Source organism: Sphingomonas sp., assembly GCF_035910975.1.
Lineage (GTDB): Bacteria > Pseudomonadota > Alphaproteobacteria > Sphingomonadales > Sphingomonadaceae > Sphingomonas.
In genome coordinates this window covers 45,951-58,169 of sequence record NZ_JAMHWM010000039.1, presented here as the reverse complement: position 1 = coordinate 58,169, position 12,219 = coordinate 45,951, and the positions used below count along the sequence as shown (strand labels likewise).

9 protein-coding genes are annotated in these 12,219 nt (G+C 66.6%); 6 read left to right on the top strand and 3 right to left on the bottom strand.

The genetic code is table 11. The features are described from left to right. Positions 1–85 precede the first annotated feature (85 nt). The 5 genes from VYI76_RS13575 (at position 86) to VYI76_RS13555 (ending at position 7,861) form a co-directional block, all read left to right on the top strand. Positions 86–2,788, top strand: a complete 2,703-nt coding sequence (locus tag VYI76_RS13575; RefSeq protein ID WP_443018965.1) for a TonB-dependent receptor — start codon at positions 86–88, stop codon at positions 2,786–2,788. Between the two features lie 109 nt (positions 2,789–2,897). After that, positions 2,898–3,992 carry a sensor histidine kinase gene (locus VYI76_RS13570; protein WP_326525333.1) on the top strand — a complete coding sequence of 365 codons (1,095 nt, stop codon included), beginning with the start codon at positions 2,898–2,900 and terminating at the stop codon, positions 3,990–3,992. A gap of 61 nt (positions 3,993–4,053) precedes the next feature. After that, the gene (locus VYI76_RS13565) at positions 4,054–4,851 is read left to right on the top strand and encodes a LytR/AlgR family response regulator transcription factor (protein WP_326525332.1); all 798 of its coding nucleotides are present in this window, start codon (positions 4,054–4,056) and stop codon (positions 4,849–4,851) included. 158 nt (positions 4,852–5,009) lie between these two features. Beyond that, positions 5,010–5,762: an isocitrate lyase/PEP mutase family protein gene (locus tag VYI76_RS13560; protein WP_326525331.1), complete on the top strand. Its 753-nt coding sequence runs from the start codon at positions 5,010–5,012 to the stop codon at positions 5,760–5,762. Between the two features lie 242 nt (positions 5,763–6,004). Next, positions 6,005–7,861: an ABC-F family ATP-binding cassette domain-containing protein gene (locus VYI76_RS13555; protein ID WP_326525330.1), complete on the top strand. Its 1,857-nt coding sequence runs from the start codon at positions 6,005–6,007 to the stop codon at positions 7,859–7,861. Between the two features lie 12 nt (positions 7,862–7,873). Here VYI76_RS13555 and VYI76_RS13550 read toward each other — a convergent pair whose 3' ends face one another. The 3 genes from VYI76_RS13550 to VYI76_RS13540 form a co-directional block, all read right to left on the bottom strand. Continuing rightward, a complete protein-coding gene (locus VYI76_RS13550; RefSeq protein ID WP_326525329.1) occupies positions 7,874–9,178 on the bottom strand; it encodes a dihydrolipoamide acetyltransferase family protein in 1,305 nt (434 codons plus the stop codon). 4 nt (positions 9,179–9,182) lie between these two features. After that, positions 9,183–10,187, bottom strand: coding sequence for an alpha-ketoacid dehydrogenase subunit beta (locus VYI76_RS13545; protein WP_326525720.1), 1,005 nt, complete (start codon positions 10,185–10,187; stop codon positions 9,183–9,185). Positions 10,188–10,373: 186 nt separating this feature from the next. Further along, complete coding sequence (locus VYI76_RS13540) at positions 10,374–11,660, bottom strand: 3-methyl-2-oxobutanoate dehydrogenase (2-methylpropanoyl-transferring) subunit alpha (RefSeq protein WP_326525328.1); 1,287 nt, start codon at positions 11,658–11,660, stop codon at positions 10,374–10,376. Positions 11,661–11,813: 153 nt separating this feature from the next. Here VYI76_RS13540 and VYI76_RS13535 point away from each other — a divergent pair, with 153 nt between their 5' ends. Beyond that, positions 11,814–12,218: a nuclear transport factor 2 family protein gene (locus VYI76_RS13535; protein ID WP_326525327.1), complete on the top strand. Its 405-nt coding sequence runs from the start codon at positions 11,814–11,816 to the stop codon at positions 12,216–12,218. Position 12,219 lies beyond the last annotated feature (1 nt).

The window sequence follows — 12,219 nt, the reverse complement described above, 5'->3', positions numbered from 1 at the left end:
TTATTGGTCACATATCGAAGGCAGGGCGCACCGCGAACGGCGCGGGTGCCGTGTTCGAGCGTATAGCTCACAAGGGGAATATCAGATGCGGATGAAGCTGTTTGCCGGCGTGGCCTGTGCCGCGCTTCTGGTGCCGGGCGTGGCCTATGGCCAGTCGACCGGCTCGATCGACTTCGAGAACGAGGGCGACGTCGTCGTGCGCGGCACGCGCAACACCGATGTCGGCGGCTTCGAATCGCCCGACACGACCAAGGCGAAGGCGGTCCTGACCCAGGAATTCATCAGCCGCACCGCGCCGGGCCAGTCGATCAACGACACGATCAACCAGCTGCCGGGCGTCAGCTTCCAGAACAACGATCCGTTCGGTTCGGCCGGCGGCACGCTCAGCATCCGCGGTTTCGATTCGACCCGCATCAGCCAGACGTTCGACGGCGTGCCGCTGAACGATTCGGGCAACTATGCGATCTATTCGAACCAGCAGCTCGATCCCGAGCTGATCGAGCAGGTCAACGTCAACCTGGGCACCACCGACGTCGATTCGCCGACCGCCGGCGCGACCGGTTCGACCGTCAACTACCGCACCATGGTCCCGACCGAGCAGTTCGGTATCAAGGCCGTCGGCAGCCGCGGCGACTTCGACTTCTTCCGCACCTTCGGCATGCTCAACACCGGCGCGATCGGCCCGTGGGGCACCCGCATCCTGGTGTCCGCCAGCCAGGCGCGCAACGACGTCGTCTTCAACAACATCGGCAAGATCCGCAAGCAGCAGTATAACGCGCGCATCTGGCAGGCGCTGGGCGACAACGGCGATTTCATCTCGGTGTCGGGCCACTACAACGTCAACCGCAACAACTTCCAGGGCTCGCTGCCGCTGCGTCGCGACCTGGTCCAGCGTTCGGTGACCGGCACCGCCCCGAACCAGACGGTCAGCGAGACGAACCCGCGCCTGGTCGGCTCGGGCAGCGCCAACCGCTTCCCGGTCGGTGACGAGGCCGCCTATTACGAGATCGCGCGCTGCCAGACCAACCAGGCCAGCGGCCCGGGCGCGCAGACCGCGAACAGCTGCGGCTCGACCTTCGACGAGCGGTACAATCCGTCGAACACCGGCAACTTCCGCGGCGCCGCGCGCATCACGCTGGCCGACGGCCTCGTCTTCACCATCGATCCCAGCTACCAGTTCGTGAAGGCGAACGGCGGCGGCACCGTCGTCGCGCAGGAAGGCTTCCGCGACGTCAACCCGGCCGGTGGCACCGCCAACTGCGCCACCACGCCGAACGGCGCCCAGGTCAGCTGCCAGATCGGCTACATTGCCGGCACCCCCTATTTCGGCCGCGACCTGAACGGCGATGGCGATCTGCTCGACACCGTCCGCGTGCTCGCGCCGAGCCAGACCGGCACCCGCCGCGTCGTCGTCATCAGCGGCGTGCGCTGGGACGTGAACGACTTCCACACGCTGCGCCTCAACTATACCTATGACCGCGCGCGCCATCGCCAGACCGGCGAACTCGGCTTGCTGCAGGCCAACGGCATCCCGTTCGACGTGTTCCCGATCAACGATCCGCTGAAGGATGCGACCGGCGCCGTGCTGCAGAAGCGCGACCGCAAGTCGCTCGCCATCCTGCACAAGGTGTCGACCGAATATCGCGGCGAATATTTCGACGAGAAGCTGGTCGTCAACGCCGGCCTGGCCGCGTCGTTCATGACCCGCAACCTGCTGAACTTCTGCGCCACGTCGAGCGCGGCGGGCTTCATCGAATGCTTCGGCACCAACACCGCCGGCCTGACCGCATGGCTGGCGAACAACCCGACGCAGACCATCACCGGCGCCAACAACACGCCGGTCACCTTCGCCAGCCAGGGGCCGCAGCGTCGTATCCTGAAGTATGACAAGATCCTGCCGAACATCGGCCTGACCTTCAAGCTGACCCCGCAGTTCCAGCTGTTCGGCAACTATTCGAAGGGTCTGCAGGTGCCGGGCACGGACAACCTGTACAATTCGTTCTTCTTCGCGCCGAACATGGAACAGGCCAATCCGCGTCCGGAGACGACCGACAACTTCGACGCCGGCTTCCGCTTCCGCGGCAGCAACATCCAGGCGCAGATCTCGGGCTGGTATACCGACTATAAGGATCGCCTGGCCTCGTCCTACGATCCCGATCTCGACCGGACGATCTATCGCAACCTGGGTCGCGTGAAGAAGTGGGGCGTCGACGGCTCGATTTCGTACCAGCCAGTTCGCCAGCTGAACGTGTACGGCTTCGGTTCGTACCTGAAGTCGGAAATCCAGGACGACGTCCAGGTCGGCCGCCTCGCCAACGGCACGCCGATCTTCGCTCCCACCGCCGGCAAGCGTGAGGGCGGCCAGCCGATCTTCACCCTGGGCGGCGGCGCGCAGGCGAACCTGGGCTTCATCGAGCTGGGCTTCAACGCCAAGCGCACCGGCCCGCGCTACGTCTACGACACCAACGAGCCGGTCCGTCAGGCGCTGACCGTCAATGGTGCGGTCCAGACGTTCGAGATCTTCCCGGCGAAGGTCCCGGCCTACACGCTGGTCGATGCCAACATGCGGGTCGGCCTCGCCTGGGCGGGTCTCGGCAACAAGACCTATTTCCAGTTCAACCTGCTGAACGTCTTCGACAAGCTCTATGTCGGCGGCTTCCAGTCGAACCTGAACCAGGGCCCGACGTACAACACCACGACGGGCGCGATCAGCAACTACGGCAACCCGCCGAACGCGCAGCTGGGCTATCCGCGCACCTTCATCGGTTCGCTGATCGTCGGCTTCTAAGCCGCGCGACGCCGAAAGCATCGGGCCGCCGTCCCCACCGGGACGGCGGCCCTTTTCTTTGCCCCTTTGCCCCTTTGCCCTGACGCGCGGGCATCGCTAGGGATGCGCGGTGCAGCCCGCGATCCTCTCCCGCCCGTTCTTCGAGCAGAAGAGCCGCGCCTTCTGGCTCCTCCAGGCGGCCGGCTGGACGGGCTATCTGCTGCTGCGCACCGTCACGGGTGTCTCGAACAACGCCAGCATCGAAGGCGTGCTGTCGTTCATCATCGAGGCGATCGTCGGCTATTGCCTGACTTTGCTGCTTTCGACGCTTTACGGCTATTATCGGCGGCTGCCGAAACTGTCGGCGATCGCGCTCACGCTCGTCACCCTGCTCGCCGCGACGATGGTCTATGCGGTGATCCAGGCGTTCAACTTCAGCTTCATCAGGAGCGCCGATCCGGGGATAAGCTGGGCGCTGGTCATCGGGTCGCTGTTCCTCAGCTTCACCGTGCTCGCCGGCTGGACCGCCCTGTATTTCGGCATCAACTGGTATCTGCTGGTCGAGGAACAGGTCGATCGCATGCAGTTGCTGCAGGCCGAGGCGTCCTCGGCGCAGCTGGCGATGCTGCGCTACCAGCTCAACCCGCATTTCCTGTTCAATACGCTCAATTCGATCTCGACGCTCGTCCTCCTCAAGCAGACGCAGCGCGCCAACGCGATGCTCAGCCGGCTCGCGGCGTTCCTGCGCTACACGCTCGCCAACGAACCCACCGCGCATGTCACGGTGCTGCAGGAGGTGGAGACGCTGAAACTCTACCTCGAGATCGAGAAGATGCGCTTCGAAAGCCGCCTGCGCACCGAATTCGAGATCGATCCGCGCGTCGAAAAGGCGCGGCTGCCGTCGCTGCTGCTGCAACCGCTGGTCGAAAACGCGATCAAATATGCCGTCACCCCGCAGGAGGAAGGCGCCGACATCGCGATTTCGGCACGGCTCGTCGGCGAGAGGGTGCAGATCACCGTGTCGGACACCGGACCCGGCTTGCAAGGAACAATCCGCCGTCCGACCCTTTCAACCGGGGTCGGGCTTGCCAATATCCGCGAGAGGTTGGCGCAGGCATACGGCCCCGCGCATCGTTTCGACACCCGCGCGCGCGAGGCCAGGGGGTTCTGCGTCGAGATCGAGATACCATATCAGCTGGAGGAACCGGCGCGACAGACCGCATAGAATTTCTAACGGGGAAAAGATCAGGGGGGCACTGACGATTTCGACCAATGGAAAGACGACCATGACCATCCGAACCATCCTAGTCGACGATGAACCCCTGGCGATCCAGGGCCTCGAGCTGCGCCTGGCGGAGCATGAGGACGTCGAGATCATCGAGAAGTGCGGCAACGGACGCGAGGCGATCAGCGCGATCAAGACGCACAAGCCCGACCTCGTCTTCCTCGACATCCAGATGCCCGGCTTCGACGGCTTTTCGGTGATCCAGGGCCTGATGGAGGTCGAACCGCCGCTGTTCGTGTTCGTCACCGCCTATAGCGATCACGCGCTGAAGGCGTTCGAGGCGCAGGCGGTCGATTACCTGATGAAGCCGGTCGACGAGGCACGGCTGGGCGACACGCTCGACCGCGTACGCCAGCGCCTGAGCGAAAAGCGCGGCGTCGAGGAAGTCGAGAAGCTGAAGGAGGTGCTGGCCGAGGTCGCGCCCGATTCGATCGATTCGATGGACGGCGGCGGTGAGATGGCGTCGAACCGGTTCGAAAAGCTCATCAACATCAAGGATCGCGGCAAGATCTTCCGCGTCGACGTCGATACGATCGAAGTGGTCGAGGCGGCCGGCGATTACATGTGCATCAAGACCGGCGACAACACGCTGATCCTGCGCCAGACGATGAAGGATCTGGAAAAGCGCCTCGACCCGCGCCGTTTCCAGCGCGTCCATCGCTCGACTATCGTCAACCTCGACCTGGTGCGCGAGGTTAAGCCGCACACCAATGGCGAATGTTTCCTGATGCTCGATTCGGGCGGACAGGTGAAGGTATCGCGGTCGTATCGGGATGTCGTCGCACGGTTCGTGCACTAGGCGGGCGGCCTGGGATTGCTCAAGCAATCCCAGGATTCGCCACGGCGGGCAGCGGTGCGGCGCAGCCGCTCCGTCTGACGGCGTGGCGCGGGTTAGCGTATTGACCGATGCCCCATGCCGTCTCACCCTCGACAAGCTCGGGATGAGCGGAGGCTTAGATGACCGACCTTTTCGCCGCATTCGCCGGCCTCCACTGCCCCGGCGATCCACTGATCCTGTTCAACGCCTGGGACGCGGGCAGCGCGCAGGCGGTCGCGCGCGCCGGCGCGCAGGCAATCGCGACCGGCAGCTGGTCGGTCGCCGCCGCGCATGGAGCCCCCGATGGCGAGGGACTGCCGCTCGGCCTCGCGCTCGCCAACGCACGGCGGATGGTGACGGCGGTCGACCTGCCGGTGACGATCGATTTCGAGGGCGGCTATGCGGTCGATCCCGGCCTGCTCGCCGATCACTTCGCCGCGCTGGCCGAAACCGGCGCGGTCGGCGCCAATTTCGAGGACGGGATGATCGACGGTGCCGGGCTGCACCCGCTCGACCAGTCGGCCAGGCGCGTCGCGACGGCGCGCGGCGCGGTGCCCGCCGGCTTCTTCCTCAACGCCCGCACCGACCTGTTCCTCCAGGCCGCCGCGCCCAGTCACGATCGCCACCTCGCCGACGCGGCGATCGAGCGCGGGCTCGCCTATGCCGACGCCGGCGCCAGCGGCCTGTTCGTGCCGGGACTGATCGACCTGAAACTGGTCGAGCGGATCGCCCGCGCGGTGCCGCTGCCGCTCAACGTCATGGCCTTTCCCGGCGCCCCGTCAGCCCGCGCCTTCGGCGAGGCGGGCGTCGCGCGGATCAGCCACGGCCCCAACCCGTGGCGGCTGGCGATGAAGGAGCTGGAGGACGCGGCGCGGGCGGCGCTTAAGAAGTAGGTTTGTTCAGAAAAGGCGCGAAGAAGCGTTGCGCGCGGAGGCGCGAAGGGCGCCGAGGTGACTTGCGCGGCTGCGCCAGCAGCCAAATATCTCAAGCGATCGATACCAGCGCGCTGCCGTGCGCGACCTGGATCTCGGCGCTCTTTGCGCCTCTGCGCGAACCCCGTATTTTCTTCGCGCCTTCGCGCCTTCTCTGAACCAACGCCTTCTTCTTCTCTGCTGCATCTGCTAACGGCGCGCCCATGCTCAACCTCAACGGCATCACCGTGCGCCTCGGCGGCCGCACGATCCTTGACGGCGCGACCGCGGCGCTGCCGCCGGGCAGCCGCGTCGGGCTGATCGGGCGCAACGGCGCGGGCAAGTCGACGCTGGTGCGCGTGATCGCCGGCCAGCTGGAGCCCGACGGTGGCTCGGCCGACATGCCGCGCGGCGCCCGCATCGGCTATATCGCGCAGGAAGCGCCCTCGGGCGACAAGACGCCGTTTGACACGGTGCTGGAGGCGGATACCGAGCGCGCCGCGCTGATGGCGCTGGTCGAAACCGATGTCGATCCCGACACGCTGGGCGACGCCTATGAACGGCTGATCGCGATCGACGCCTATACCGCACCCGCGCGCGCCAGCCGCATCCTGCTCGGCCTCGGCTTCGACGAGGATGCGCAGAACCGCCCGCTCGACAGTTTTTCCGGCGGATGGAAGATGCGCGTGGCGCTCGCCGCCCTCCTCTTTTCCCAGCCCGACCTGCTGCTGCTCGACGAGCCCAGCAACCACCTCGATCTCGAAGCCGTCATGTGGCTGGAGGATTTCCTGCGCGATTACCGCGCGACGATCGTCGTCGTCAGCCACGAGCGCGACTTCCTGAACAACGTCGTCGATCACATCCTGCATCTCCAGAACGGCAAGGTCACGCTCTACGCCGGCGGCTATGATGCGTTCGAGAAGCAGCGCGCCGAACGCATGGCGCAACTGGCGGCGGCAAAAGCCAATCAGGATGCGCAGCGCGCCAAGCTGCAGGATTATGTCGCGCGCAACTCCGCCCGCGCCTCCACCGCGAAACAGGCGCAGAGCCGGATCAAACTGCTGGCGAAGATGCAGCCGATCGCCGAGCTGGCGAACGACCCGACATTGTCGTTCGGCTTCCCCAACCCCAGCGAACTTCGCCCGCCGCTCATCACGCTCGACATGGCGGAGGTCGGCTATGGCGACACCCCGATCCTGAAGCGGCTGAACCTGCGGATCGACCCCGACGATCGCATCGCGCTGCTCGGCCGCAACGGCAACGGCAAGACGACGCTCGCCCGCCTGCTCGCGGCGCAGCTTGCCCCCATGGCCGGCGCGATGAACGCCAGCGGCAAGATGAACGTCGGATACTTCACCCAGTATCAGGTCGAGGAACTCGACACCGACGACACGCCGCTCGAACATATGACGCGGACGATGAAGGGCGCGACCCCGGCGGCCGTCCGCGCCCAGCTCGGCCGCTTCGGCTTCTCGGGCGACAAGGCGACGACCAAGGTAGGCAAGCTGTCCGGCGGCGAGCGCGCGCGCCTCGCGCTGGCGATCATCACCCGCGACGCGCCGCACCTGCTGATCCTCGACGAACCGACCAACCACCTGGACGTCGACGCGCGCGAGGCGCTGGTGCAGGCGCTCAACGATTATTCGGGCGCGGTCATCCTGGTAAGCCACGACCGTCACATGGTCGAGCTGACCGCCGACCGGCTGGTGCTGGTGGCCGACGGCGCGGCGCGCGAATTCGACGGCAGCCTCGACGATTATATCGCGATGATCCTGTCGGGCGCCGACACGCCTAGGGCGGAAAAGCCGAAGAAGAAGGACAAGGCCGCCGCCGCCGCCGCGCGCGAGGCGGAAAAGGCGCTGCGCGACGCCGCCCGCACCGCCGAGAGCGAGCTGGCGAAGCTCACCGACGAACGCACCGCCATCGACCGCGCGATGTTCGATCCGACGACGGCGACGCCCGTGCTCGCCAGGCTGACGATGACCGAGCTGATGAAGCGCCGCGCCGATCTGACCGACCGCATCGACGCCGCCGAGGCGCGCTGGATGAAAGCGAGCGAGGCGCTGGAGGAAGCGGCCTGATCCGACTCCGGATCAGTCCGCGAACAGCAGGACCGGCGTCTCCAGCAATTTCTTCACCGCCTGGACATAGCTCGCCGCGTCCCAGCCGTCGACGACGCGGTGATCGCAACTGATCGACAGGTTCATCAGCTTCGCGCGCACGATGTCGTCGCCCCGGAACACCGGGCGCTCGACGATCTTGTTGGGTCCGATGATCGCCACTTCGGGGCGGTTGATGACCGGCGTCGTCGCGATGCCGCCCAGCGGCCCGAGCGAGGTGACGGTCAGCGTCGATCCCGACAGCTCGTCCGACCTGGCCTTGCCGGTGCGCGCCGCGTCCGCCAGCCGGGTGATCTCGGTCGCCAGCTGCCAGACGTTCTTGTCCTGCGCGTCGCGGATCACCGGCACCATCAGGCCGGCGTCGGTCTGTGTCGCCATCCCCAAGTGGACGCGGCCGTGGCGCGTCACCACGCCCGCCTCGTCATCGTACCGCGCGTTGAGCATCGGGAAGTCGGGCAGCGTGCGACAGATCGCGACGATCACGAACGGCAGCATCGTCAGCTTCGGGCGGTCGCCGCGATTGGCATTCAGGTCGCCGCGCATGTCTTCCAGCGCGGTCACGTCGATCTCGTCGACATAGGTGAAGTGCGGGATCGCCCGCTTCGACGCGGCCATGTTCTCGGCGATCCGGCGGCGCATCCCGATGACCTTCACGGCCTCGTCCTCGCGCGCGCGGGATGCGTGGGGGGCGTGATAGCCCTGGCCGCCCGAATAGCGCAGATATGCGTCGAGATCGGCGTGGCGCACATGCGCGCCGTCATGCTTCACCGAAGCCAGGTCGACGCCGAGGTCCGCCGCGCGCGCGCGGACGGCGGGGGAGGCCAGGACGTGCCTCTTCTCCCTCTCCCCTTCAGGGGAGAGGGCCGGGGAGAGGGGCGGTGCGGCAGGCGGCGCACTCTGGGGTGCCTTCCCCTCTCCCAACCCTCTCCCCTGAAGGGGAGAGGGCTTTTCCTCCTTCACCTCCTCCACGCCCGGCGTCTCCGCCTCGACCTGCTCCTCGACGGCCTTGCTGACCGGCACCGGCGCGGCGTCGTCGCCCTCGACCTCGATCACCACCAGCGTCGATCCGATCGGCACCTGATCGCCGACCTCGCCGGCCAGCGACACCACCACGCCCGACACCGGCGATTCCATTTCGACCGTCGCCTTGTCGGTCATCATGTCGGCCAGTCCCTGGTCCTCCTCGACCCGGTCGCCGACCTTCACATGCCAGGCGACGATCTCGGCCTCGGCGATGCCCTCGCCGATATCGGGCAGGCGGAATTCGAAGCGAGCCATCGCCTTAGTCCTTCATGATCTTCTGGAGCGCCTGCCCGATGCGGACAGGACCGGGGAAATAGGCCCATTCCAGGCTGTGGGGGTACGGCGTGTCGAAGCCCGTGACGCGCTCGATCGGCGCCTCGAGGTGGTGGAAGCAGCGTTCCTGCACCAGCGCGGAAAGCTCCGCACCGAACCCGCCGGTGCGCGTCGCCTCGTGGACGATCATGCAGCGGCCGGTCTTCCGCACCGACGCCTCGATCGTCTCGATATCGAGCGGGACGAGCGTGCGCAGGTCGATCACCTCGGCGTCGATCCCCGCCTCCTCGACGCAGCCGAGCGTGACGTGGACCATCGTGCCATAGGCCAGCACGGTCAGGTCTTGCCCAGCGCGCACCACATTCGCCTTGCCCAGCGGGATCTTGTAATATCCCGTCGGCACCTCGCCGCCGGGATGCCCCGACCAGTTCGACGCCGGCTTGTCCCAATGGCCGTTGAACGGCCCGTTGTAGATGCGCTTGGGTTCGAAGAAGATCGTCGGGTCATTGTCCTCGATCGCCGCGATCAGCAGGCCCTTGGCGTCGTACGGGGTCGATGGGATGACGGTCTTCAGGCCCGAGACATGGGTGAAGATTCCCTCCGGCGACTGCGAATGCGTCTGCCCGCCGAAGATGCCGCCGCCGAACGGGCTGCGCACGGTGATCGGCGCGGTGAATTCGCCGGCCGAACGATAGCGCAGCCGCGCCGCCTCGCTCACCAGCTGGTCGAGCGCGGGATAGATGTAATCGGCGAACTGGATTTCGGGCACGGGGCGCAGGCCGTACGCCCCCATCCCCACCGCGACGCCGATGATCCCGCATTCGGTGATCGGCGTGTCGAACACGCGGGTCTTGCCATATTTCTTCTGCAGGCCCGCGGTCGCGCGGAACACCCCGCCGAAATAGCCGACGTCCTCGCCCATCACGATCACGTCCGGGTCGCGCGCCATCATCACGTCCATGGCGTCGTTAATCGCCTGGATCATGTTCATGCGGGTGGTGGTCGACTGGTCGTCGGTCATGGCATCACTCATGTCCCTCTCCCGTTGGGAGAGGGAGGGAGCAGCAAAGCTGCGGAAGGGTGAGGGCAGGGCTGGGTGACGGCCGACTGCCCTCACCCTCCCACCCGGCTGCGCCGAGCGGGCCCCTCCCTCTCCCGATGGGAGAGGGAAACAGGATCACTTCCGCGCCCATGGCCGTCCGCTCGCTTCTTCCTCGGCCAGCATCTGCGCCCGCTGCTCCTTCAGGTGCCACGGCATTTCCTCGAACACCCCGTCGAACAGGCTATCGAGCGGCTGGTGCAGACCGTGGCCGAGGATACCGTTCTTCTCGGCATCCTTCTGCGCGGCCTTGACCTGGTCGGCGACCTCGCGGTCCATCGCCTCGTGCCGCGCCTCGTCCCACTCGCCGATCGCGATCAAATGGTCGCGCAGCCGCACGATCGGGTCGCCCAGCGGCCAGGCGTTCGGCTCCCCGGCGGAGCGATACTGGGTCGGGTCGTCGGATGTCGAATGGCCTTCCGCGCGATAGGTGAAATGCTCGATCAGCGTCGGGCCCTGGTTGGTCCGCGCCCGCTCCGCCGCCCAGGCGGTGGCGGCATAGACCGCCAGCGCGTCGTTGCCGTCGACGCGCAACCCCGCGATGCCGTAACCGATCGCCCGCGCGGCGAAGGTCGTCGCCTCGGCCCCGGCAAAGCCCGAAAAGCTGGAAATCGCCCACTGGTTGTTGACGACGTTGAAGATGACGGGCGCGCGGTACACGCTGGCGAAGGTGCAGGCGGAGTGGAAATCGCCCTCGGCGGTCGATCCCTCGCCGCACCACGTAGCCGCGATCCGCGTGTCACCCTTTGCCGCACTTGCCATCGCCCAGCCGACCGCCTGCGGATATTGCGTCGTCAGGTTGCCGGAGATCGAGAAGAAGCCCTTGTCGCGCTCCGAATACATGATCGGCAGCTGCTTGCCGGCCAACTTGTCGCCCCGGTTCGAATAGATCTGGTTCATCATCTCGACGAGCGAATGCCCGCGCGAGACCAGGATACCCTGCTGGCGGTACGACGGGAAACACATGTCGTCGCTGGCCAGCGCCGCCGCCGCGCCAACCGACACCGCCTCCTCGCCCAGCGATTTCATGTAGAAGCTGGTCTTGCCCTGCCGCTGCGCGCGGAACATCCGTTCGTCGAACGCGCGAGTCAGCGCCATGTCGCGCAATATCTTGCGCTTCAGGTCCGGCGTCAGCCGCGGGTCCCACTGGCCGCCCGCCGATCCGTCGAAGTCGAGCACCCGCACCAGCCCGAAGGCCAGTTCGTGGAAGCCATCCGCGGCGGCGGCGGTATCGGGCCGGCGCGCGGCGGCGACCGGCGGCACCGACACATCGGCGAAATCCACCGCGTCGCCGGGGCGGAAGCGCGGTTCCGGCACGTGCAGCGACAATGGCGGCAGGTTGGATCGACGGGCGGCGTCGGACATGCGCTCTCCTTCGCGGGTCACGCCGGCCAACGCGCGGGACTCGCTTTCCGCCCATTGTAATAAAATTTCAAGCGATCGCAACATCCGCCCTGCGCTTTCGTGACTCCGCCAACCACTGCCGCTGTCTGAACGCGGTCAGAGGGAGAGGATGACATGGCGAGCGGCAACGTGGCGGTAGTGCGCAGACTGTACGATGCGTTCGGGCGCGGCGATGTGGCCGGCGTACTGGGAGCGATGCACGCCGACATCGAATGGCTCGAGGCGGAGAACTTCCCCTACGCCGACGGCAATCGCTATCGCGGGCCCGATGCGGTGGCGGCGGGCGTGTTCGCGCGCTGCATCGGCGAATGGGACGGGTTCGCTGTCCGAATGGACGAACTGATCGACGGCGACGACACCGTGGTCGCTCTGGGCCGCTACGAGGGCGTCAACAAGGCGACCGGCATTCGGATGAACCCGCAGGCGGTGCACATCTGGACGCTGCGCGACGGCAAGATCGCGGGCTTTCGCCAGCGGATCGACACGCTCGACGTCGCCAGGGCGATCGGCACGGCCTGAC